The organism is uncultured Pseudomonas sp., assembly GCF_913777995.1.
Taxonomy (GTDB): Bacteria; Pseudomonadota; Gammaproteobacteria; order Pseudomonadales; family Pseudomonadaceae; genus Aquipseudomonas.
Window position 1 is genome coordinate 1 of record NZ_CAJYVE010000040.1, and the last position, 24360, is coordinate 24360.

At 65.5% G+C, this 24360-nt stretch carries 17 protein-coding genes; 7 read left to right on the forward strand and 10 right to left on the reverse strand.

Annotated features, from left to right (window positions below; all coding sequences use genetic code 11):
• Positions 1 to 232 precede the first annotated feature (232 nt).
• Positions 233 to 1123: a LysR family transcriptional regulator gene (locus QZ497_RS17435; protein ID WP_295477225.1), complete on the reverse strand. Its 891-nt coding sequence runs from the start codon at positions 1121 to 1123 to the stop codon at positions 233 to 235.
• An 85-nt stretch (positions 1124 to 1208) separates the two neighbouring features.
• On the opposite strand from QZ497_RS17435, the gene QZ497_RS17440 reads away from it, so the two are divergent.
• The 4 genes from QZ497_RS17440 to QZ497_RS17455 all read left to right on the forward strand — a co-directional run bounded on the left by QZ497_RS17440 (position 1209) and on the right by QZ497_RS17455 (position 4587).
• Complete coding sequence (locus tag QZ497_RS17440; RefSeq protein ID WP_295477227.1) at positions 1209 to 1541, forward strand: SMR family transporter; 333 nt, start codon at positions 1209 to 1211, stop codon at positions 1539 to 1541.
• 64 nt (positions 1542 to 1605) lie between these two features.
• Positions 1606 to 2781 (forward strand): FAD-dependent oxidoreductase, encoded by a 1176-nt coding sequence (locus QZ497_RS17445; protein WP_295477229.1) that lies wholly within the window; start codon positions 1606 to 1608, stop codon positions 2779 to 2781.
• A complete protein-coding gene (locus tag QZ497_RS17450) occupies positions 2778 to 3587 on the forward strand; it encodes an aldo/keto reductase (protein ID WP_295477231.1) in 810 nt (269 codons plus the stop codon). Before QZ497_RS17445 ends, QZ497_RS17450 begins: the two co-directional genes overlap by 4 nt.
• A gap of 37 nt (positions 3588 to 3624) precedes the next feature.
• Complete coding sequence (locus QZ497_RS17455; RefSeq protein ID WP_295477233.1) at positions 3625 to 4587, forward strand: metal ABC transporter ATPase; 963 nt, start codon at positions 3625 to 3627, stop codon at positions 4585 to 4587.
• Between the two features lie 50 nt (positions 4588 to 4637).
• Here QZ497_RS17455 and hldE read toward each other — a convergent pair whose 3' ends face one another.
• Positions 4638 to 6059, reverse strand: a complete 1422-nt coding sequence (gene hldE / locus QZ497_RS17460; protein WP_295477235.1) for a bifunctional D-glycero-beta-D-manno-heptose-7-phosphate kinase/D-glycero-beta-D-manno-heptose 1-phosphate adenylyltransferase HldE — start codon at positions 6057 to 6059, stop codon at positions 4638 to 4640.
• Positions 6060 to 6260: 201 nt separating this feature from the next.
• Between hldE and QZ497_RS17465 the strand changes: the two genes are divergently transcribed.
• A complete protein-coding gene (locus QZ497_RS17465) occupies positions 6261 to 7058 on the forward strand; it encodes a hypothetical protein (RefSeq protein ID WP_295477237.1) in 798 nt (265 codons plus the stop codon).
• 115 nt (positions 7059 to 7173) lie between these two features.
• Here the strand turns inward: QZ497_RS17465 and msbA are convergent, their stop codons facing one another.
• The gene (msbA, locus tag QZ497_RS17470; protein WP_295477239.1) at positions 7174 to 8976 is read right to left on the reverse strand and encodes a lipid A export permease/ATP-binding protein MsbA; all 1803 of its coding nucleotides are present in this window, start codon (positions 8974 to 8976) and stop codon (positions 7174 to 7176) included.
• A 240-nt stretch (positions 8977 to 9216) separates the two neighbouring features.
• Between msbA and QZ497_RS17475 the strand changes: the two genes are divergently transcribed.
• Entirely contained in the window at positions 9217 to 9855 is a 639-nt protein-coding gene (locus QZ497_RS17475; protein WP_295477241.1) for a phosphotransferase, read from the forward strand.
• 12 nt (positions 9856 to 9867) lie between these two features.
• On the opposite strand, the gene QZ497_RS17480 is transcribed toward QZ497_RS17475, so the two are convergent.
• The 7 genes from QZ497_RS17480 to QZ497_RS17510 are packed head-to-tail and all read right to left on the reverse strand — an operon-like array spanning position 9868 to position 18013.
• The gene (locus QZ497_RS17480) at positions 9868 to 11055 is read right to left on the reverse strand and encodes an O-antigen ligase domain-containing protein (protein ID WP_295477243.1); all 1188 of its coding nucleotides are present in this window, start codon (positions 11053 to 11055) and stop codon (positions 9868 to 9870) included.
• A complete protein-coding gene (locus QZ497_RS17485) occupies positions 11045 to 11815 on the reverse strand; it encodes a glycosyltransferase family 2 protein (protein ID WP_295477245.1) in 771 nt (256 codons plus the stop codon). Before QZ497_RS17485 ends, QZ497_RS17480 begins: the two co-directional genes overlap by 11 nt.
• 33 nt (positions 11816 to 11848) lie before the next feature.
• A complete protein-coding gene (locus tag QZ497_RS17490) occupies positions 11849 to 12805 on the reverse strand; it encodes a glycosyltransferase (RefSeq protein ID WP_295477247.1) in 957 nt (318 codons plus the stop codon).
• Positions 12806 to 12842: 37 nt separating this feature from the next.
• Complete coding sequence (locus tag QZ497_RS17495) at positions 12843 to 14249, reverse strand: PIG-L family deacetylase (protein ID WP_295477305.1); 1407 nt, start codon at positions 14247 to 14249, stop codon at positions 12843 to 12845.
• Entirely contained in the window at positions 14246 to 15142 is an 897-nt protein-coding gene (locus QZ497_RS17500; RefSeq protein WP_295477249.1) for a GNAT family N-acetyltransferase, read from the reverse strand. The genes QZ497_RS17495 and QZ497_RS17500 overlap by 4 nt, the downstream gene beginning before the upstream one ends.
• Complete coding sequence (locus QZ497_RS17505) at positions 15142 to 16272, reverse strand: glycosyltransferase (RefSeq protein ID WP_295477251.1); 1131 nt, start codon at positions 16270 to 16272, stop codon at positions 15142 to 15144. The genes QZ497_RS17500 and QZ497_RS17505 overlap by 1 nt, the downstream gene beginning before the upstream one ends.
• On the reverse strand, positions 16256 to 18013 hold the full coding sequence (locus QZ497_RS17510) for a carbamoyltransferase (RefSeq protein ID WP_295477253.1): 1758 nt from the start codon (positions 18011 to 18013) through the stop codon (positions 16256 to 16258). The genes QZ497_RS17505 and QZ497_RS17510 overlap by 17 nt, the downstream gene beginning before the upstream one ends.
• A 272-nt stretch (positions 18014 to 18285) precedes the next feature.
• On the opposite strand from QZ497_RS17510, the gene QZ497_RS17515 reads away from it, so the two are divergent.
• Positions 18286 to 24348: a membrane-targeted effector domain-containing toxin gene (locus QZ497_RS17515; protein ID WP_295477255.1), complete on the forward strand. Its 6063-nt coding sequence runs from the start codon at positions 18286 to 18288 to the stop codon at positions 24346 to 24348.
• Positions 24349 to 24360: the final 12 nt, after the last annotated feature.

Sequence of the window (24360 nt, forward strand, 5' to 3'; positions counted from 1 at the left end):
CCGGCTTACCCCCTTCCATGACACCTCCACTCGGCCTGCACCGAAGTCGCGTTTTGCGGCGTCTGTGAGGGCGATGCTTGAAAAGCAAAAGCGACGCCAGATCGGATTGCTTTGGTCTAAAAGATCAGTATTGCGGCTAAAGCCGCTCCTGCCCGGTCTAATCGAACAGTATTTCTGGCGGTGCCTGGGGCAGCGACCTGATGGCGCGAGACGAGTCAGACGCAGCGTCCCGTCAGCCGATCGCCCGCAAGTGCACGGCAAAGCGTTCGGCCAGCCATTGCGCAGCCGGGCCCAGAGGCTCGTCGCGGCGCCAGGCCAGCTCCACCACCAGCGCTGGCGGGCGCCATTCGCTGGGCAGCTCGACCATGTGCGCCTGGTAGGTCGGGTACTGCACCACATGGCGTGGCAACCAGGCCCAACCCAGTCCGCGCATCAGCCATTCGGCCATGGCGTAGAAGCTGTCGGCCCGCCAGACCTGGGAACTGAGCGCCTCGCCGCCGGGGTAGTCACTTTCCTGCGCGGTGATCAGCAGTTGCCGATGGCGCGCCAGATGCTCGCAGCTCACCCGGCGCTCCCTGGCCAGCGGATGACCGGCAGCGCAGACCGTGACCATTTCCACCGAACCCAGCGAGCGGCGCTCCAGGCAGTCGGGCACCCGCTCATGGTTGAAGAACAGGCCGATGTCGACGCGACGCTCCACCAGCTTGCGCGCTACATCGCCCTGGGCACTGTTGGCCAGTTGCACCTGCAGGTAGGGAAACTGCGCAGCCAGCTCCTCAAGGCTGTCGATCACCGGCTGGTAGGGCATCGCCTCGTCCTGGGCAATGCGCAGCAAGGCTTCCTGGCCGCGCATCAGTGCCGTGGCGCGGCCATCGAGGCGCTCGCAGTGACGCAACAGCTCGCGGACATCCTCCAGCAGCGCCTCGCCCTGGGAAGTCAGGCGTGGCTGGCGACCACTGCTGCGCTCGAACAAGGTGATACCCAGGTCGGCCTCCAGCAGCGCGATGGCATTGCTGATCGCCGACTGCGCCTTGCCCTGCTCCCGCGCCACGGCAGAAAACGAGCGGCGCTCGGCCACCCGGGCGAACAGGCGCATGTGTTCCAGATTCCAGACTCCGGCCATCAACCTATCTCCAAAACAGATGGGTAATGACTTTACCCCATGCATGGCGGGCTTAGAATCGCCCCATCGCAACCGGAGTACGACCATGAATGCCTATTACCTGCTGGCCATCGCCATCTGCGCCGAAGTCATCGCCACCACCTCCATGAAAGCGGTCAAGGGCTTGAGCACGCCGCTGCCCTTGCTGCTGGTCATCGTCGGCTACGCCATCGCCTTCTGGATGCTGATCATCGTCGTGCGCAGCATCCCGGTGGGCGTGACCTACGCCATCTGGTCGGGGATGGGCATCGTCCTGGTGAGCATCGCGGCGCTGTTCATCTACGGCCAGAAACTCGACCTGCCCGCCATGCTGGGCATGGGCCTGATTGTCCTGGGTGTGGTGGTGATCCAGCTGTTCTCGAAAACCGCCGGGCACTGATGGGCGGTTCAGCCGCGCTCATTACCCTTATAATGGCCGGCATCGTTTACGCCATGAGGTGCCCATGCCATCTGTTATCTCCACCGACGTCCTGATCGTGGGCGGCGGTGTCGCCGGTCTCTGGCTCAACGCCCGCCTGCGTCGCGAGGGGTTTTCCACGGTGCTGGTGGAAAACGCCAACCTGGGCGGCGGGCAGAGCCTCAAGTCCCAGGGCATCATCCATGGCGGTGCCAAATACGCTCTGCACGGGGCGCTGACCGGCGCTTCGGAGGCCATTGCCGACATGCCGCGGCGCTGGCGCGAAGCGCTGGCCGGCCAGGGCGAGATCGATCTGGCCGGCGTGCACCTGCTGTCCGAGGCCCATTACCTGTGGTCGCCGGGCACCCTGGCCGGCAACCTCACCAGCTTCTTCGCCAGCAAGGCGGTACGCGGCCGCGTCGACCAGGTGAAGGGGAATGACCTGCCCCCTGCCCTGCAACACTCGAAATTCAAAGGCAAGGTCTACCGCCTGGCCGAGCTGGTGGTCGACGTACCGAGCCTCATCCAGCGCCTGGCGCAACTGGCCGGTGACAGCCTGCTGGCCGGCCAGCGCATCGAGCCGCTGCTGGAGAATGGCCAGTTGGCCGGCCTGCGCGTCGATGAGCGGGAAATTCGCGCCCAGCGCGTAGTGGTCAGCGCCGGTGCCGGCACCGCCGACCTGCTGCAGGCCCTCGGTATCGCCCAACCGAAGATGCAGCGCCGCCCGCTGCACATGGTGCTGGTCAAGGGGCCGAGCCTGAAGCCGCTGTTCGCCCACTGCCTGGGCGGTGGCCCCAAGCCGCGCATCACCGTCACCACCCACCCGGCCGCCGACGGCCAGAACGTCTGGTACCTGGGTGGCGACATCGCCGAGGCCGACGGTGTGGCCCGCGAACCGGCGGCGCAGATCGCCGCCGCACGCCAGGAACTGCACAACCTGCTGCCCTGGGTCGACCTGGAGCAGGCGCAATGGGCGACCCTGCGGGTCGACCGTGCCGAGCCCGAGCAATCCGGCCTGGTGCGCCCGGACAACGCCTTCCTCGATGTGCAGGGCCCGCTGCTGGTCGGCTGGCCGACCAAGCTGGCCCTGGCGCCGGATTTCGCCGACCGGGTCATCGCCGCGCTGGCCAGGGACGGCGTACTGCCGACCCACGCTGCACTGCCCGCCGACCTGCCCAAGCCCCCCGTGGCCACACCTGTCTGGGACCAACTGCTGCCATGAGCCTGCCAACCCTGCACGAGCTGCACCGCCCGCTGGGCAACACCGGCCTGAGCGTCTCGCCGCTGGGCCTGGGGACCGTCAAGCTGGGCCGCGACCAAGGGGTCAAGTACCCCAGCGGCTTCAGCATTCCCGATGACCAGCAGGCCGCCGCCCTGCTGCGCCAGGCCCGCGAGTTGGGCATCAACCTGCTCGACACCGCCCCGGCCTACGGCATCAGCGAAGAGCGCCTTGGCCCACTGTTGCGCGGCCAGCGCCATGACTGGGTGATCGTCAGCAAGGTCGGCGAAGAGTTCGACAACGGCCTGTCGCATCACGACTTCAGTGCCGCCCATACACGGATGTCGGTGGAGCGCAGCCTGAAGCGCCTGCACACCGACTTCATCGACATGGTGCTGGTGCATTCCGACGGTAACGACCTGGCGATCCTCAACGACAGCGAGGTCTACCCGACCCTCGCCGCGCTCAAGCGCGAGGGCAAGATCCGCAGCTATGGCTTCTCTGGCAAAACCGTCGAGGGTGGCGTGCTGGCCCTGCGCGACGGAGACTGCGCGATGGTCACCTACAACCTCAACGAGCAGGGCGAAAAACCGGTGCTGGACGAGGCGGCGGCGTTGGGCAAGGCGATTCTGGTGAAAAAGGCCCTGGCCAGCGGTCATATCTGTCTGGAGCCCGGCGTAGACCCGGTGCGCGCCAGTTTTGAACTATTGTTTGGGCACCCCGGAGTCGCCAGTGCCATCGTCGGGACCATCAACCCGGTGCATCTGGCGCACAACGTGGCCAGCGCCGCAGCGGCCATTCGCCGCTGATTGCAGGCGGCCGACCCCAACGCGAGAAGGAGCCGATATGCCGCGAACCCTGATCAGGAAGAACCCCTCCAACTTCAAGACCCTGTCACTTTATGTAGAAGCGACCCCCGAGGGCTTGAGCTATGAAAGCATCGGCATGCCGCTCAACTTCACCCAGACCCTGCAGCGGCGCCGCAAGGTCGAGGTGCCGGACACCGAACGCTTCGCCCTGGAACTGGCCAACCTGGGCGTCTCGGTGCGCCTGACCCTCAGCTGGCAGAACCGCGACTACTGGGTGCTGGTACGCCAGAAGCGCAAGGACCGCGGCGACGTGGTGCTCAAGCTGATTTCCGGCTACGTGCCGGCCCATGAACTGAACCTGCCGCTGCATACGGCGATTCAGGAAGTCGCCGAGGAATGCCTGATCGAAACGCCGCAGGGCTGGCTCAGCGGTCGTTACCAGGACACCTGGCTGCCGGCGCCCTACGCCGCCGCGCTGCATTACCGCGAAGCCATGCCGTTCCTGCTCAGCCCGCTGTCCGGTGCGGCGCGTCCGGTGCGCTGTGGCAACCTGGCCCTGCTGGAACGCCCCCGCGCCTATGTGCACCTGCCCACGGCCTCACTGCAGCTGATCTACGACCTGCGCCTGGAGATCCCCCGTGAAGCGCGGCCGGTGAGCCTGTTCCATGTCGATGAAAGCCTGGAAGATCAGCACCTGGTCGCGCGCCTGAACCGCAGCAAGCCCGACCTGTACCTGATGCCGCTGGAGAACGGTGAGCCACTGCCAGAGCTGTACACCCTGCGTCGCGACCAGCTGTGTGCGGTCAACACCCGCGGGTTGTACCTGGCAGAAAGCTTCGCCCGGCAGGACGGCTGGGTGGTGAGCGAGGAGCGGATTCGCTGGAAGGACTGGCTGCGCCAGCAAGGCATGACCCCGCCGCCAAAGAAGAGCGGCCTGACCCGCCTCACCGGCAAGGCCCGCGAGCTGGTGCAGCGCGCGCGTTCACGGTTGCAGAAATGACCCGGCGCCGGGCTACGGAAAGTCCGCAGCCCGGCGCCGACAGACGCTGATCACTGTTGGCGGATCTTCTCGACGATCGCCGTGGTCGAGCTGTTTTCCACCAGGCCCAGCACTTTCACCTCACCGCCGTTGGCGCGGACGATATCGGCACCCACCACCTGGTCGACACTGTAGTCGCCGCCCTTGACCAGCACGTCGGGCTTGATGTGGCTGAGCAGGTTCTCTGGCGTGCCCTCGGGGAAGCTGATCACCCAGTCCACCGCGCCCAGGCCGGCCAGCACGGCCATGCGCCGGTCGACGCTGTTGATCGGCCGACCGGGGCCTTTCAGGCGGCTCACCGAGGCGTCGTCGTTGATCGCCACGATCAGTCGATCACCTTGGGCGCGGGCCTGCTCCAGATAGGTCACGTGACCCGCATGGAGGATGTCGAAGCAGCCGTTGGTAAAGACGATCTTCTCGTTGTGCGCGCGGGCATCCTCGACCGCCAGCAGCAGTTGCTCCAGCCCCAGCACGCCACGCTCGGTGCCCTCTTCACGCTGGATGGCGCGGCGCAGCTCGGGCGCGCTGATGGCGGCGGTACCCAGCTTGCCGACCACGATGCTGGCGGCCAGGTTGGCCAGCCCGACCGCATGCGGCAGCTCTTCACCGGCGGCCAGGGCGGCGGCCAGGGTGGAAATCACCGTATCGCCGGCGCCGGTCACGTCGAACACCTCACGGGCACGGGCCGGCAGATGCAGCGCCGGGTGCTCGGCACGCAGCAGGGTCATGCCGTGTTCGCCACGGGTCACCAGCAACGCACCCAGGTCCAGCTCGCGCATCAGTTGCCCGCCCTTGGCCACCAGCTCGTTCTCGTCGCGGCAATGGCCGACGATGGCTTCGAACTCGCTGAGGTTAGGCGTGATCACGCTGGCACCACGGTAGATGGAAAAGTCCTTGCCCTTGGGGTCGGCCAGCACGGCGATACCGCGCTCACGGGCGGCCTTGATCAGCACCTGATGGTTCTTCAGCGCGCCCTTGCCGTAGTCGGACAGCACCAGCACCTTGACACCATCGAGCAGGTTGTCGACCTCGACACTCAGGGCCAGGGCATCGGTGGCGAAGGGTTCTTCGAAATCGATGCGCAGCAGCTGCTGGTGGCGGCTCATGACCCGCAGCTTGACGATGGTCGGCTGGTGCGCAATGCGCTGGAAACGCGCCTGCACGCCAGCCGCCTTGAGGCTGTTGGCCAGGCTGTCGGCGGCTTCGTCCTCGCCGGTGACCCCGACCAGCGACGCCGGGGCGCCCAGCGCGGCGATGTTCAGTGCCACGTTGGCTGCACCGCCGGGACGGTCCTCGATCTGGTCGACCTTGACCACTGGCACAGGCGCCTCGGGAGAAATGCGCGAGGTGCCACCATGCCAGTAACGGTCGAGCATGACATCGCCCACCACCAGGACAGGCGCTTGATCGAAACGCGGCATGGATAACTTCATAGGAGCGACTCTTGGCAGAACGGAACAGGGGGCGAATCTTAGCACAGGGGGCTGACCCGCCAAGGCTGGTTAGCCGACGTATGCCGTCGGCACGGATGGATGACCCTGGCGGCCACGCGATGGCTGCGCCGAAGCCCCTCAACAATTGATGACTGCGGCCGTTAAAAAGGCAAAGGACCCACCAGACTTCAAGGAGAAATCATGATCGGCATCCACTCGGTCACCCTTCAGCTGCGCTCCCAGGCTACTGCCACCTCAGCGATCAGCACTGCAGGCAACCAGACCGGCGCCGGCAATCGCGTCTCGTCAACCGCAACCAGCAGCCTCACGGCGCTGGGCAGGCAACTGGCCGAGGCCGCCCAGCGCGCCGATGCGCGGTATGCAAGCATGGACCGCCAGAGCCTCGGCGCCTGGGCCAGCAGCCGCCTGGCGCAGATCGGCGGCGCATCCTGGGAAATCAACAAGGCCAACTACGCCAACGAGAAGCCGGAATCCGACGACCCCGAGCGCCTGGCCCTGGCCCGCCAGGCCAGCGAAGCGGTCAGCGGCAATGCCGGTGCCAGCAACCCCTTTCAGTCGCTGCCCGACGATCAGCTGACCCTGATCATCTACGACGACAGCGGCGCCTTCACCGTCAACGAACGGCGCGCCGCGCTTAAAGTCGACAGTGAGCGCGAGTATGCCTGGCGACGCATCGCCGTCGCCAAGGCCATGAACGAATACAACAGCACTGGCAAGCTGACCAAGTTCTTCGGCGAGGTGCTCGACCACTACAAGGGCCTGCCAGCTGTCGAACAGGCTCAGTACCCGGCTGACTATGCGCCGCGCCTGCAGCACTGGATCGACCTGGACTTCAACTACAAGACCCACCGCGCCGAAGGCCACGCTGGCGCTTCGACGGCTCTGGTGGAGCAGCTTCTGGCGGCAGGAGCGACGAGCACGAGCGGCTCGCCGGATGAGCTCGAAGCCCTCTGGAAGAACCTGAGTGAGCAGCTTTGAGACCGCTGCTGCGCCCGCCACCGAGGGCTTTCGTGGTATGGGCCGCGAAAAGATCAACGACCCTGAGCCGGTCTTGGCGACCAGGCGGCCACGGCGTGGCTGAAGCCAGTGGCGATCAGACCGCGCCGACCGGCGCCGGCTCGTCCAGGCCCATGGCGTGCAGGCGTGCGTAGTAGCCGTTCTGCGCCAGCAGCTGGGTATGGGTCCCGCGCTCGACGATGCGGCCGCCGTCCATGACCAGGATCAGGTCGGCTTTCTCGATGGTCGACAGGCGGTGGGCGATCACCAGGGTGGTGCGGCCCTTCATCACTTGGTCCAGCGCCGCCTGGATGTGCCGCTCCGACTCGGTGTCCAGCGCCGAGGTGGCTTCGTCGAGGATCAGCAGCGGCGCGTTCTTCAGCAGTGCCCGGGCAATCGCCAGGCGCTGGCGCTGGCCACCGGACAGCAGCACGCCGTTCTCACCCACCTCGGTATCGAAACCGGCCGGCAGGCGGTCGATGAACTCCTTGGCATAGGCGGCGGCGGCAGCGGCCTCGATGTCGGCGCGCGGGGCGCCGGCCAGGTCGCCATAGGCGATGTTGTTGGCCACGCTGTCGTTGAACAGGGTGACGTTCTGGTTCACCTGGGCGATGTGGCGGCGCAGGTTGGTCAGGCGATAGTCGTTGATATCCACGCCATCGAGGAGAATCTGCCCGGTTTCGTGGGCATAGAAGCGCGGAATCAGGTTGGCCAGGGTCGACTTGCCGCTGCCGGAACGGCCAACCAGGGCGACCATCTGGCCGGGCTCGGCGGTAAAGCTGATGTCGTCGAGCACCAGGCGGTCGGTTTCCGGGTAGGTGAAGCTGAGGTTCTGCACCTCCAGGCGACCTTGTACACGCTCGATCGTGTAGGTGCCGGTATCGACTTCCGGGGTCACGTCGAGCTGTTCGAAGATGCTTTCCGCACCGGCCACGCCTTTCTGGATGGTCGAGCTGACTTCGGACAGCTGGCGGATCGGCTTGGGCAGCAGACCGGCGGCGGTGATGTAGGCCACCAGGTCACCGGCGGTGGCCTCGCCACGCAGGAACAGCACCAGGAACATCAGTACCGCCATGGCGGTATAGATCACCAGCTGCAGCATGGGGGTGTAGACCGCGCCGGTCTTGGTCATGCGCAGCTGTTTCTCGGTGTTGCTGTCGCTGGCCTTGGCGAAGCGCTCCATCTCGTACTTTTCGCCGCCGAAGCTGCGCACCACCCGGTAACCCTGGATGGTTTCCGAAGCCACGTGGGTGACATCGCCCATCGCCACCTGGATCTTCTTGCTCTGCTTGCGGAATTTCTTGCTGGCACTGCCGACCATCACCGCGATCAGCGGCAGGATGGCGAGCATCACCAGGGTCAGCTTCCAGTTCATCCACAGCAGGTAGATGAACAGGAACACCACGGTCAGGCCTTCGCGGATCACCACCTTGATGGCATCGGTGGCGGCGCCGGTGACCATGGTCACGTTGAAGGTGATGCGCGAGATCAGGTGCCCGGAGTTGTGCGTATCGAAGTAGCGGTTGGGCAGCACCATCAGCTTGTTGAACAGCTCGACGCGCAGGTCGTGCACCAGCCCCAACGAGACCTTGGCCAGAAAATAGTTGCCCAGGAACGAACCCAGGCCCTGCCAGGCGGCGATCAATACGATCAGCAACGGCACGGCCTGCAACAGCTGCAGGTCCTTGAGCCAGGGCACATTGGGGAACAGCACGGCTTCAGGGTTGGTCAGGCCGTCGACGAAATACTTGAGAATGCCGGCCAGCATGGGCTGGGTAGAGGCGAAGATCACGAAACCGACGATGCTGAGCAGGAAAATGCCCACATACGGACGCACGTAGGACAACAGGCGCAGGTAGATCTTCACGCTGGACGGCGCGGACGATTCATTGGCTGACATGGGAATCCGTCGAGTCAAAAAGAGGCCGGATTGTATCACAAGGCTTTTTACCGACTGATTGCGCCCGGCTGAACGACAGCTGGTGGTTGCCCACAAAAAAGGCTGGGCGAGGCCGTGCAGCGAAGCGGCCTGGCAGAGCCTGTTCGCGACGCCGTGCCGCGCAAGGCAGCCGTTTTCCGCCAGCCTGGGTTAACATACCCGGCTTTCAGCCCTTTATCGGGCGCAGAATCCGGAGTATCGATGCAAGCGCTTGACCATGCCCGCTACCTTGACCTGGTCCAGGACGCCGAAGTCCTGGAGGCCGATGGCACGGGCGACAAGGTGCTGCGCCTGGCCGACGGCTCGATGCTCAAGCTGTTCCGCCGCAAACGCTTGATCAGCTCTGCTGCCTGGTACCCCTACGCCACCCGCTTCGCTGACAACTGCCAGACCCTCGCCCAGCGCGCCATCCCCTGCCCACAGGTGCGCAGCGTGTTCCGCGTGGCGGCGATCCAGCGTGACGCGGTGCACTACGACCCGCTGCCCGGTCGTACGCTGCGCCAGCTGCTGGACAGCGCCGCCAGTGACGACGAGCTGCGCGGCAGCCTCGGGCGTTTCATCGCCGAACTGCATGGCAAAGGCATCTATTTTCGCTCGGCGCACCTGGGCAACGTGGTGCTGACGCCCGAGGGCGAGCTGGGGCTGATCGACATCGCCGACATGAAGACCTTCCGCCAGCCGCTGCGCAAGTCGCTGCGCCTGCGCAACTTCAAGCACATGCTGCGTTATTCGCAAGACCGCCAGTGGCTGCTGGGCGACGGCAACCCGGTGTTCGTCCAGGCCTACCTGCAGGCCCAGGACCTGTGCAGCGAAGCGGAGCTGCAACAGGCCATTGGCTGATCGGTATCGCCCTCAGCCGGGCAGCGCTTCGCGGCCAGGCGCGATGCCAGCATTCTTCTGTACCTTGCGGGCCAGGATCATCGCCGCCGGCAGCAGGATCAGCAGCCACAGCTCGTCGGGGTTGCCGACCAGCTTGCTGCCGTCGAAGTTGAGCATCACCAGCGCGCACAGCAGGTAGCAGCCCCACGGGTCACGCTGGCGCCAGGCCTGCCAGAGGGTCAGGCCCATCACCGCGACGAACAGCACCAGCGACACCGCCCCGAAGTACAGGCCCATGGCCACGAAGACGTTGTGCGGGTGCTGGATCGGAATGCCACCGGTCAGCGTCCGGGTGGTCTGGAAGTCCACGCCGCAGCCCAGCAGCCAGCCGCAATGCCGCCACTCGTCGGTCATGATCTCGAACAGCTCGATGCGGAACGAGTCGCCGCGCACGAACAGCAGGCGCACCCACTGGTCTTCCCAGCACAGCCAGACGACGGTGACGACCACCAGCACCGCGCCGACCAGCGCCAGGCTGCCACGGCGCGGATAACGGTAGAGAATCCACAACGCCCACAGGCCGAACACCACGGCGATCCCCACCAGCGCGGTGCGGGTCTGCACCACTACGGCGGCGGCCAGCAGGGTCAGCAGCACCGCGCAAAAGGCTTCGATCCAGCGCCGCTGGCGAACCCACAGCGGCAGGGCCAGAGCCAGGGCACAGACCAGCAGGGCACTGGCATAGATGACGTTGCTCAGCCGCCCCGGCAGGATCGCGACGCGCTGGCCGAAGACGAACTGGCCGGTCATCCAACTGTGCAGGCTGCTGGCGTAGAGATACAGGCACACCGCCCAGAACAGACCGCGCACGAACAGCCCGCCGTTGAACAGGCGCACCGGCACCAGCGCGGCAATGATGAACACGAACAGACTGACGTAGGCGATGTGCTTGTAGAACTGGAAGTCCCCGGCGTACACCGCCGGCACCAGGAACCACAGCATGAAAGCGGCCCAGACACGCCCCAGCGGCTGGCTGAACACCCCGCCGCCCTTGCTCTTGAGCAGGAAGAACAGCCCCGGCAGCGCCATGCAGGCGTAGAACAGGTTGTTGGTGAACTTGGCCGAGTCGTACAGCAGGAAGCTCAGCAGAAAAGCCGACAGCACAGAGCCGAAGTAAAGCTGGAGTTTGCTGAGCGGAACGCGGGCAGCTTCAAGCGACATGATTGAGTAACCAACCTATTAGCAGGCCCGCAACCAGCGTGGCGAGCAGCTTGACCCGTTCGCGGCGCTTGCGGCGTTGTTTATCCAGGCGCTCCTGGGGAACCACCACATGACTGCCGAAGCCGGTGTGCAATACCGCGTCGTTTTCCAGGATCAGGGCGTAGCGATTTTCGTCAGCATAGACCCGCGAAAGTTTCTTTTCGCCGCCGTGATCGGCGTAGGGCGCATGCTGCTGGTAGTCCTTGAGCCGGCGCAGGCCGGGGTTGAAGGAGAACCCCTGCCACTCTTCCTTGTGCGAACCGAGCTTGTAGAACGGGATGCCCTGCAGCACCTCGCGCTCGTGCAGGAACACATAGGGACTGTGCACCATCAGGTCGTGGTTGAAGCTGCGCAGCCACACCTGTAAAGCCTGCGGGTCGTTGACCAGCAGGGTCATGGACTCTTCGATGAAGCCGGGACGGTAGAAGTCCCAGTCGTCTTCGCAATGGAACACCCATTCGGTTTCGATCAGCGCGTAGGCGGCATCCACCGAGCGCATCTGGCCGAGCTTGGGGTTGTTGACGATGAACCGAGTGTGCGCGCGCCAGTGCTCGGGAATGCAGGCCCTGACCTGCTCGTCACCGGAATCCTCGGTGATCAGCACATGACGGATGGGCGCTGTATTGAAACGGTCGAAGGTTTCCAGGGTGCGCTTCAACAGGTCGAAACGGCCACAGCTGGTGACGACCAGCGTGATATCGCTGTTTTCGCTGAATACCATCTTGGGTTCCCAATTATTGTAGGTTCGGAGGCATTACACGCCGAGCCAGGCACGGACACGGTCCAGCAGGCCGGGCACCGGGCGTGGCCGCAGCGGCGCCTGCATGGCGTCCACGATGGCCTTGCCAAGGGCGTGGAATGTATAGCGTTGCTCGGCCAAAGTCTGCCCGTTTCGCGAGATTTCCACGGCCTTGGCCGGGTCTTCACGCAACTGCTGCAGCTTGCCGCGCAACTCGTCGATGTCGCGGTACAGCACGATGTTGTGCATGTCTTCGAAGCCCAGGGCGCGGTTCTCCTCGGCGCCCTGGTCGTAGGCGAACAGCACGCAGCCGCAGGCCATGGCCTCGAAGTTCTTGATCATGTATTCGCCCATGCCTACGTCGGCACTGACGAAGAAGCGGATACGGTTGAGAGTATCGCAGTACTCTTCGCCGGATTTGGTGCGGGTGACCAGCAAGGGCTCGACCTGGGCCAGCTCGTCGAGAAACGCCTTGCGGCCGCTGTAGGCCACGCTGCGGGTGCTGCCGACGAACGCCAGCTCGATGTCGCGCTCACGGCCCTGGCCGTGTAGCAGGGTCTGGTCGTAGCCTTTGGGCACGAACACCGCATCGAAGCCTTCCTGGCGCAGGCGCTCGGTGACCATGAAGCCCGAGCTGATCACCCGCGCCCACGGCAGTTGCCGGTAATGGGCGCTGAACTTGCCGGTGTACTTGCACGGGATGTAGTTCTGGTAGGCGTCGTGCTCGAGGATCACCAGGTTCGGCAGGCTGCGGATGAACGCCACCTGGCGCACCTCCTGCTTGAAGCGCAGGAAGAACAGGATCCGGTCGTACTGGCTGACGTCCACCTCGCGGCGGAAGTAGCCACGCAGGTCGCGCTGCTCTTCGGAACTCAGCCAGCGCAACTCGCAATCGCAATGCGCGGCGACACCGTCGTACAGGCGGTCGAGGATGGCGCGTTGTTCTTTCTGGACCAGAAATAGGACTTTCATCGGTTTCCTTGCAGTACTGCTGCCTGCTCAAGCTGAATCAGATATCGCTGCGCCAGAACAACTCGTGTCGACGTACAGCCTTGCGGAAAAACTCGTTTTCGCCCTCGGCCGGCCAACGCCGTCCGGCCAGCCTCTTTTGCAGGGCACGACGCAGGCGGCGCTTGAACGGCATGGGCGGCTGCAGGTCGTGCATCATGCCCAGCGCCATGGCCTTGTCGCGGCGCACCTCGGCAGGCAGCACCAGGCTGTAGGGCTCGCGCAGCGGCTCGGCCTCGAAGACCGGCGGCAGGCTCACACCGGTATGCGCATCGCCCATCGGCCAACGGTCGTTGTCGTGCAGGTGGTTGGCATAACAGAGGATGGTGCGAGGCTGCCAGTCCAGGCCCTGCAAGGCCTCGCGCACGGCAGCCTGGGCACAGATATGGTCGGGATGCGGGTCGATGAGCGGGTCGGGCATCACCAGCACCTCCGGGCGCGCCGCGCTGATCAGGGCGCGCAGGTCGGCCAGCAGGTTGTTCCAGCTCGGTACGCCGTCATCACCCGGCAGCGCCAGGGCATTGAACTGGCGGAACAGCCGGGTATCGTCCAGCTCGGCTTCGCGCGAGGCCACCGCCCGGTCAGGCTCGGCCTGCATGGCCGGCAATTGCAAACAGAAGTAGCCCAGTTGCACGCAGCGCTGCTCGGGCACACCGGCCCAGCGCGGCACGGCAATGCTGTCCCAGGCGCGCAGGCGGCCTTTCAGGCGCGCCGCGTCAGCGCGGCTCATGCCCATGCGCTGATAGTGCTCGGCTTCGATTTCCCCGGCGGTGAGGGTGACGATCCAGGCTTCGTCGGCCTGACTGTACAGGCCGTAGGCTGCCAGTTCGGCGTCGTCGGCATGCGGGGCGATGACCATCACCCGCTGGCGCCGTGCATCACTGGCGCCGAACACCCACAGGCGCGGCTCGCCGACCAGCCGACAGAAGCGCCCGCGCAATTGCAGACGACCTTCGCCCAGCGCACCGCCCAGCCCGGTGAGATTCAGGTAACGCAGGCCATTGACGCCACGCTCGAACGCCTGCACATCGGTTTCATCGCCAGCCGACAGCTGCACCTGCGGATCGAAAAAGCGTCCCAACCAGCGGCTGCGCAGCGTCACGGCCAGGATCAGCGTTTCATCCCCCTGCAGCGGCTGCGGCAGCGTGACCGCCAGGCGCTCGCCGTGCAGGCGCACCCCCGGCACTTCGGCCTCGGCGCTGAAGCGGTATTGGTAATCTTCGCCGGGGGCGTAGAACAGGTGGTCAGCGAACCAGGCATCATGGGCGACCCAGGCCAGCAGCGCCAGCAGCGGCACCAGCCACCAGCCCAGCCACGCGCCACAGGCGAGCAGCATGAGCAGGCCGACCAGCAGGCCGATGCGCTTGTTGCGCCGATGGCGCCGGAGTAACTGCTGCTTGCGGCTCAAACCTGGAATACCGGTACGGGGTTGCACCAACGTTCCTTGTACTCGCGGTCGGCACGGCCGAACGAGAAGCGCAACGGTTTGTTCAGGGCCCGGGCGCTTTCCCAGGCGCTCTGGGTGTTGATGAAGCTCAATACGCTGCCAGGGCTGAAGGCCTTGGTGTCGGGGTCTACGCCACCGTTGACGTACTCGACGCTGACCCAGTCTGGCGCTTCGACCCTGTAGATCAGCTGAATGGCAATCGGACGGCCTTCGAGGAACAGCACCGAGCCGATCAGCCAGTCACGCAACAGGCCAAGCACCTCGGCCATGCGCTCGGCACCGGTGGCCGCGAAGCCCCAGCGCCGCTCGAACAGCTCGCAGTACATGCGCGCCAGGGTGGCGCTGTCGAACTCGCTGACCGCATGTACCGTGCCACCGGCCTCTTCGAGCAGACGCAGTTCACGACGCTGGTTGTAGCGGAATTTCTTGGACAGGTCTTCGGGCTCGCGGGCCATGGCCAGCGACTCGGCCTGGGGCTTGAGGGTCGCCACCCGCCCCTGGTTGAGCGTCGACAGGTAGCGTCCGGTGTGGCGCACGGCGGCCTCGGCACCTTCGGCCAGAGGCAGGATGATTTCGGCGTTGCCGAGGTCGAACAAGCCTTTGCTGCCGCGCCGCTTGAGTTCGTTCTTGTCCAGGGCCAGGCAACGGCCCCAGGTGGCAATGGCGCCCTGCAGCTGGCCGCCCTGCTCCCAGCTCAGGTAGCGCACCGGAATGCCGGCCAGTTCGGAAAGCCGCGCCACCACGTCGGGGTGAGTGGCCACACTGCCGCCATGGCGCTCCCAGGCTTGTCGGTAGGTGTGTGCATCGCTGAGCGACCAGCCGCGTTCGCGCCAGCCCTGAAACAGGTTGAGCATCAGGACCCCGCAACCAGACGGCTGACCTGCGGCAGGTGCCAGAACACCTTGCGCACCGCATGATCGGAGAAGCGTTCGCGCAGGCGCGTCAGCATCTGTTCTGCACAGTCCTGGCGCTGCGCCTCGTCGAGCCTCGACAGGTGCACCAGGGCCTGGGCCAGGTGCTCGGCATCACCGAGCGGGAACAGCACGCCGACGCCTTCCACCACCTCCTTGGCGCCACCGCAGGCGGTGGCCAGCACCGGCACCCCGGCGACCATGGCCTCCAGCAGCACCATGCCGAACGGCTCGTGATCGGAGCTGAGGGCGAACAGGTCGAACGCCTTGAAGTAGCGCCGTGCCTCGGGCACCTGGCCGAGGAACAGCACCTGCGAGGCGATACCCAGCTCCATGGCCAGGTCCTTGAGCGACTGCTCCAGGCGCCCCTTGCCGAGGATCACCAGGCGGCTGTCTGCCGGCAACTGCGGCAGGGCCAGGGCGAAGCCACGCAACAAGGTCGCCTGGTCCTTGTCCGGGTGCAGACGCCCGACATTACCGACCAGCCAGGCATCGGCGGGCAGTTGCAACTCGCGGCGCGCGTCTTCGGCACTGAACTGGCTGCCCTGCAGCTGCTCCACATCGATACGGTTGTACAGCGTCTCGATACGCTCGGCCGACCACCTGGGCAGGCTCTTGCGCATGTCGTCGCGCACCGCGTCGGACACCCCGAGCAGGCTCAGGCGCTGGCGGAACAGGTTGGCGAACAGCCGGCGGCTGCCGCGCTGGTAGTCGCCGAAGGCATGGTGCACGCCGATCACCGGCAGGCGGGTGGCCAGCAGGGCGATGTACACCGGCTTGAAACGATGCGCGATGCAGAACTCGAACGACCGGCTGGCGGCGATATTGCGCAAGGCAGCGATGGCGCCCAGCTTCAGGCCACGAATGGCGCTGGAGCTGTACTCCATGAACAACACTTCGTCCGAGCCGCAGTCAGCGATCACGTCCGGGTCGTGCTCGCCGGTGAGGAACACCGTGGTCACCCGGTAGCCCTGGCCGGCGAACAGGCTGGCGTACTGGCGTGCGCAGTCCAGGAACGGCCCATCATAGCCGTGGCAGAACTGCAGGACGTGCCGCTCAGCCACGTGGCTCATACGGGTCCACACCGTCTTTGACGACCAGGATGTCTTCCATGATCAGGTATTGCAGGTCAGAGCCGTAGAACATGTTCAGCGCGTCGGTCGGCGAGCAGATCATCGGCTCGCCACGGCGGTTCAGCGAGGTGTTCAGCGACACGCCGTTGCCGGTGAGGTTTTCCAGCGCCTTCATCATGTCGTAGTAGCGCGGGTTGTACTCGCGCTTGAGCACCTGGGCACGGGACGTGCCGTCTTCGTGGACGACTTCCGGCACGCGGGTCTTCCACTCCTCGGCGACCTCGAAGGTGAAGGTCATGAACGGCGCCGGATGGTCGACCTTGATCATCTGTGGGCCGACGGTGTCGAGCATCGATGGGCAGAAGGGTCTCCAGCGCTCACGGAACTTGATCTGTTCGTTGATGCGGTCGGCCACGCCCGGCACGCTCGGGCAGCCGATGATCGAGCGACCGCCCAGGGCCCGCGGGCCGAACTCCATGCGGCCCTGGAACCAGGCCACCGGATTGCCGTCGACCATGATCCGCGCGATGCGCTCGGGCATGTCGTCGATCTTGCGCCACTGCGGCGCGTTCGGATGGCGCGCGCAGGCGGCGATCACGTCTTCGTTGCTGTACGCAGGGCCGAGGTATACGTGTTCCATCTTCTCGACCGGCACGCCACGGGCATGCGACACATAGGCCGCCGCACCGACGGCAGTACCGGCGTCGCCGGAGGCCGGCTGCACGAACAGTTCCTTGACCTCGGGACGGGCGATGATCTTCTGGTTGAGCTTGACGTTCAGCGCGCAGCCGCCGGCGAAGGCGATCTTGCCGGTTTCCTTGAGGATGTCGCCCAGGTAGTGGTCCATCATCTGCAAGGCCAGCTTCTCGAACAGTGCCTGCATGCTGGCGGCGTAATGGATGTATGGCTCGTCGGCCACGTCACCTTCACGCTTGGGACCCAGCCACTCGATGAGTTTGGGCGAGAAGTAGAAGCCCTTGCCCTTCTCTTTATAGCGACGCAGGCCGATGACGTTGGCCAGCTCGGTGTTGATCACCAGCTCGCCGTTCTCGAAGCTCGCCAGGCGCGAGAAGTCGTACTTGCTGGCGTCGCCGTACGGCGCCATGCCCATGACCTTGAACTCGCCGTCGAGCATCTCGAAGCCGAGGAACTCGGTGATCGCACCATACAGGCCGCCCAGGGAGTCCGGGTCGTAGAACTCCTTGATCTTGTGGATCCTGCCGTTCTCGCCGTAGCCGAAGAAGGTGGTGGCGTATTCGCCCTTGCCGTCGATGCCGAGGATCGCGGTCTTTTCCTTGAAACCCGAGCAATGGTAGGCACTGGCGGCGTGGGCCAGGTGGTGCTCGACCGGCTCGATCTTCACCTTCTTGGTGTCGAAGCCCAGTTGCTCCAGGCACCAGACGATCTTGCTGCGGTAGCGCTTGTAGCGGCGGTTGCCCATCAACAGTGCGTCGAGCGCGCGGTCCGGGGCGTACCAGTAACGCTTGGCATAGTGCCAGCGGGCCTTGCCGAACAGGCTGATCGGCGCGAAGGGAATCGCCACCACGTCAACGTCGGAAGGCTTGATGCCGGCCTGCTCCAGACAGAACTTCGCCGACTCGTAAGGCATGCGGTTCTTTGCGTGCTTGTCGCGGACGAAGCGCTCTTCTTCCGCCGCGGCAATCAGCTTGCCGTCGATGTACAAGGCAGCGGAAGGGTCATGGCTAAGGGCGCCGGACAGGCCCAGGATCGTCAATGCCACTAGGGTCTAGCCTCTTTAGTCTGCATGCAGGCGCCGAGCGCCCGCAAAAATGTGTGCCCTGCACGGTCGGCGAGGGTCGGCCAAAGCGCGGGATTATAGCTTATAAGCTATCAATTTGGCGTGAAGCCTCATCGAGACAGCCTGGAGGAGACAGAATGCTCCACGCAATAACTATGTAGCGCCCGCATGGCCGCACACCGGGATTGATTGCCTGAACGATCAATGGGCTTCGCGCCCTCCCCATGTGTGCCCATACAGGAAGACTGCACCTCATGACCCTGACTGAAACATCTCCCGCCAGGCTGGCCGCCCTGGTCGAACGCCTCGAAGGTCGCGCTGCCAGCCAGCTACGTCAGTTTGAAGAACTGCCCCGGCCGACGGCTGGCGACCAACCGGACCTCAAGGACCTGCTCAAGCACCTGCACCGCTACTGGAAAACGCCCGACGCCCAGGGCACGGCACGCCGCCAGGCACAGGCGCAGGCACTGCGCGATGACATCCACGACGAAGCGCTGCTGAGGATCGCCGACGGCAGCCTGCACCCCGGCTACCTGGACTGCCTGCTGCCTGCCGTCGGGCACACGGACGAACATCCGGATGCCCAGCTGATCTATCTGGCCGCCGAGGACAGCGCTGGCCAGCCCCTGCACGGCGCACTGCTAGCTCGCCGCGCCGATGGCGCCTGCCTGCTGTACGTGCCGGGGCATGGTATCGAGGGCTTCGTCAGTGAAGCGCAACTGCGCGAGGAGTTGAGCGGCTGGCTGAACGACCAGGCCCTGCGCAGCCTGCTGCTGCAATGCACAAGCCGCGAGTACCAGCAGTTGACGCAACAGATCGACGCCGACCCCGACCTGGATGCACGTCCCTTCAGCACCGAAGACCTGCTGCTGGTGCCGGTTGCCGGCGATCCTTTCCAATGCGCCATCGATCAGTTGCTCGACAAACAACGCCAGGACCTGGGCCACGTATGCGCTCAATTCCCGACTCAGGAACAGGACCTGCCGGCCTGGCAGCTGGAACTGCAAGCCGCATTGCACATCTCCGGGCTGCTGGGTCCAGCGGCGATGCTGCGGCGACGTCAGCAGGAACAGGCGCAGCGCCGTCAGGCCCGACAGCTTCCACACTGGTTGCGCTACGCGACGCCCGAAGAAAAGCAGCGTTACCTGAACGCACTGCTGGCCTACGACCGTGCCCGCATCGCCCTGGACAACCTGATGCAGGGCTGCGGCTCAGCCGCGTCCTTTGCCCGCACACGGCTGACCGCCTGCATCCAGAGCGAGCTGGGTTACGACCTGGACCCCGATCGCGTGGTCGCGACCACTCGACGCCTGAGCCCACTGGGCAGCGAGCCCTACGAGACGCGGCGCAGCCTCACTGACCTCGCGCTGTACGGGCTTTACGAGGGCGACCTGAACAACGACTCCAGCTTCCAGACCGCCACCCGCCTGAGCCTGGATGACCAGCCGCTGCAGAGCACCTACCCGTTGCTGACGCCCGCGTGGCTGGCCGGGACTGTCGCACGCCTCGACCTGCGCGCCCGCTTCGGTGAAGCGCAGCGCCAGCGGTATGGCAATGCCCAAGTGAAAAGCGCCATGGACGAAGTGCTGCGTCAGAAATTGCTGGTGCAGGCCACCGCTGCGCTGTACCAGGGCCATATCCAGGCCAGTGACTTTCTGTTCAGTGAAGCGCTGCTGGGTCAGCCGGGCAGCCCCCGGTTCACGGTCCATCAGGTGCGCTTGAACAATACGCAGGTGCTGGCCGACCTGCTGCTGATCAGCCTGCCAGACAACCAGGGGCAAGGGCCGCGTCTGCTGCTGTGGACGCCCGAGAGTCCCGACGGGCAGCCGCTGCGGGTGTTCCGCAACGAGCGCCAGGTGCGCCAGGCGCTGGTCGCCTGGAGTGCTTCACAAGCGCATTGCGACTACCTGCTCGAACAGACCCTGCCGCAGCAACGCCAGGCCCTGCGCGAGCAGTTGCTGGCATTGCGCGAACAGCCCCAGCCCCCGCAGGACTTTCTCGGTTTCATCGAGCATCCGGGCTTCAACGATGCGCTCTACGCCATGAGCACGGCACAGGTGCGCGTACGCCTGGCCGAACAGCAGCAGCACACCCCGGACTGGTACCTGCGTGCCAGCCCGGAGCAGCGCCAGGCATTGCTGGCCCATGAAGAAGCGATCGAGGGGCTGACGCGCCAATACCGAGCCTTGCCACACACCCAGCTGCCGGAGTACGAACACTTCGTGCACCAGCAGGCCAGCCGCAAGATCAATGCACTGCTGGGGCTGCCCGAGGGCACGGTCGACCCGGACCAGATCATCGTCAGCTCACCCCGCGAAACCTTGAGCTACACCCGCCTGTTACGCGATGGCTACGACGACACCCTGGGGTTCCTGACGGCCACGGCCGACACCCAGGCGACCTTCACCGGCCCGCAAGGCGTCGACCTGTCGCCGCTGACCCCGGAAAAGGTCGCCGGCTCCGTGCGCGGGGCATGGGCGAGCGACGCCTGGGTCGCCCACCTGCAAAGCACCCTGCTCGCCCCGCACAGTGACGGCTATAACGAGCGGCGCCGGCTCAGTCTGACGATCACCCAACTGCAAATGCACCACGCGGCACTGCTCAGCCTGCTGCAACGGCAGGTCTCCACCCGGCAATTCACCTGGCTGAGCGAATCCATCGCGCGCATGGACGAAGCCGATGAGCACAGCCGCCAGCGCTACCCCGTCTACCCACTGCACTTCGTCGTCGAGAACCCGTTCATCGCCTCCGGCGTCCCGGCCCTGGGGGAGGTCATCAATGCATTTGACATCCCCCTGGCGCGCCGCGAGACCGCCCTGGGCTGCTTCGTTTTCTGTCCCGCCGACAGCCGCCAGCCCGAGCAGGCCCTGCTCTACACGCCAGGCGCGCCGGATGGTCTGGCCTGGCGCCCGCTCAGCCAGTTCCACAATACCCTGCATGCGCCGGGGATGAGCGACTACTACAAAGACCGCTGCCGCCTGGCAATGAACCGGACCCTGGCGTTCTGGTTCATCGACCTGAAGAAAACACCGCAGGCCACGCCGCCGACGCTGCCTGACGAACCGCTGACAGACCTGCGCGCGGCCTGCTTCGACCAGGTCCTGCTGCGCAAGATCCGCGATGTGCAAGACAGCACCAGCGGGCGCAGTGACATGATTTCGCGCCTGGTCTGGAACAGCATCGAGCTGGTGGCCATGGCGGTAACACTGCCCTTCCCGCCTGCCAGCTTCGCTGTCGGCGCCCTGCTGACCTTGCGCGACAGTGCCCGCGCCCTGCAGGCGCTGAGCGAGGGCGACCGCGAGGCAGCCAGCCTGCATCTGCTGGGCGCCTGGCTCAATGCCCTGGGCGCTGCCGGCGATGCCAGCGCCGGGCTCAAGGGTTTCGGTGGCTTGCTGCATGAATTGGCCGACCGCGGCGGACACAATCCGGCGATGACTTCGCTCAGGCAGGCCCAGGCCGCCACGGTGGCACGCATCGAAGCGACGCTCGGCCCGGTCCTCGACAACGCGGCGCATGACGCGCAGAAACTGCTGCTGGGTGTCCGCAAGGGCGTTGCCCAACCGCACCCAGGCCTGGCCGGGGTCTCGACGCCCCCGGCCAACCCGGCCTATGCCAGCCAGCGCTCGCTGGATGGCTTCGAAGCGATCGCCAGCGGCCACGCCCGCGGCGTCACACGCATAGACGGGCATCACTACATTCCCCTCGACGGGCGCGTCTACGAGGTGCAGTACGACGCGGGCCAGCGCCTGTGGCAGATCATCGACCCGGCCAACCCCTTCGCCTTCTATGGCAAGCAGCCGGTGCGCCTGAATGCTGACGGCCAGTGGCAGGTCGTGGATATCCGGGGCCTACGCGGCGGTGGCGGGCACCGCTTCGAACGACTCGAGAACGAGCCGACCACGCCGACAACCGCGTCAACCTCGTCTGCCGCGACGACGGCCTATGAACTGGGCGAGCAGTGGAAGCCGCAGGTCATGGGCATTGCCATTCGCAACTGGGTGCCACCCGTGGATGTTGGCCTGCCGCTGTCGGCGGAGTTCTTCGCGCCCCTGCTCAGGGAGGGTCGCGAAGTCTATGCCGGGCTGCGCGAAACCCTGCGCAAGGACGCCGAGAGCTTTTTCCAACAGGCCAGCCTGGCGGCCAAGGCCGACCTGCCGGCACTGCAAGAAGCGATGACGCCCGACGACCTGATCAAGGCGGTGTTCGATCGCAGCCAGGGCATGGTGGTCAGCGAGCGCCTGCAGTCGGTGGCCAGCAAGCAGTTTCTGATCGACCACATGCCGCGCCTGGCCGAACAGAACGTCGAAATTCTCTACCTCGAACACCTGTTCACCGACCTGCATGTGGACAAGCTGCGCAAGTACCACAAGCTGGGCAGCCGCTCGCGGGGCGGTTCGGCCGAGATCAAGGAGCACCTCGACAGCCTGAACCAGGGCGCCCTGATCAATGGCCTGGACCACAAACATGATTACTACCACGTGATCAAGGCCGCGCACCGCCACGGCATCGAAGTCCGCCCGTTGAACTCTTCGGTGAGCTACGACTTCCTCGACAGCACCGCGCCGCTGCCGGCAGACGCCCCAACAGCGGCGCAGAAGATGGCGGTGTTCTTCGGCTCACGCATCATTGCCGCCGACACCGCGCAGGCTCCGGCACGCCGCTGGGTTGCACTGCTCGAACAGCGCCACGCCAACACTCATCGCGGGGTCCCGGGCATCGCCGAACTGCACGGCGCAGTGAGCGTTCGCGTCGAAGATGTCGCCGCTCAGCAGCCCGTGCGTATCCTGCGCGACCTGCCGGAGGCCGCCGCCGAGCCGCCCGCCAGCCTGGGCGACTTCCGCCTGGAGATGCCCAACCCGAGGGTCAGGCGCGCCACCACGGCCAGCGAAACCAGCGTGCCGGCCCAGAAGCCGGAAAAACTGGATCTCGCCCTGGCGCAATTGCTGCGTCGCCAGGAGTACCGGGCCAGCACCGCACGGCCGACGCCCGCCCTGAGCCGCGCCCTGCTCGACCAACCGGGCCCGCACGGCTTCGAGCTGGACGAGGCTGGCCACTGGCGACGTGCAGCGGCGGCCGACTGGCCGACCTCTGGCGAACCGACGGCCTTGCAACGCTCCCTGGCCGACCCGCTGTACCAGATGCCGACCGAGCATCTGGACGCAGCCCACGAACTGGCGTTCTTCGAACATCGTGGCCTGCACCCGCTCTACAGCCTGGACAAGGACAGCCTGCGCCCGGCACGTCGACTGTTCTTCACGCTACGCGCCCGGCTGCAGCGCGATGCCCGCACGTTGAGCGAGATGCCCCTGCCACCGCGACCGACACTGCCCGATATTTCGGGACTCGACACACACGCCGAGCTGATCGACCGCCTGTATGAACAGACCTCAGGCCTGGTGATAGGCGAATACCACAGCTCCATCGCCAGCAAGCAGTTCATCATCGACAATCTGCCGCACCTGGCACGGCGCGAGGTCAAGACCCTGTACCTGGAACACCTGCAGACCGACATGCATCAGCTCGACCTGGACCTGTTCTTCGACAAGGGCCTGATGAGTAAGCGCCTGCTGCACTATCTCAAGCAGATGGACCGAGGTTTCTTCACCGACCCGGCGGGCGTGTACACATTCGAGCAACTGGTGGTCAAGGCGCGCGAACACGGTATCGAGGTGCGGGCGCTGGACTGCATGCCCAGCTACTACTTGAGAACCCTGCAGAACGGCAGCCGCCACGACCGGCTGCGGATGATGAACTTCTTTGCTTCACGCACCCTGCGCCGGCATCAGGAACTGGCAGGCGCGCATCACTGGATCGCACTGGTCGGAGAAACCCACGCCAACCGCTTCGAAACCGGCATACCCGGCCTGGCGGATCTGGAGCAGGGCATCAGCCTGAGGGTGTATGACCTGCCGCCAGGGGAACATTTCGGACCTGCCGGCGACCCAGGGCGCCTGGCGGGCGACGAGCTGGGCGGGCACCGGGCCTTCGTGCGCAACGACTTCGCCCTTGGCCTGCCCACCGCTCATGGTCCGGTCAACCTCGGCGACGAGCTGCTGCTCGACTTCCAGGGCAGCCCGGTGGAGCGCCAGCTGTACCGGCCTGGGCTGTTCACGATCGAGAGCGCCGAAGACGGCGGTTCGGTCATCGTTCATCGCTCGCGGCGCAATCAGATCGAGCGCACCCCCGTGCTGCGCAATGCCGAGGGGCGGCTGTACGTCGACCGTCAACGCTGGCGGCGCATTCACCTGCAGCCATTCGAGGACCTGCCCACGCTGGTCAGAGCCCTGGAGCGGATGAACATGACTCAGGTCAGCTAGCCTGCGCTGACC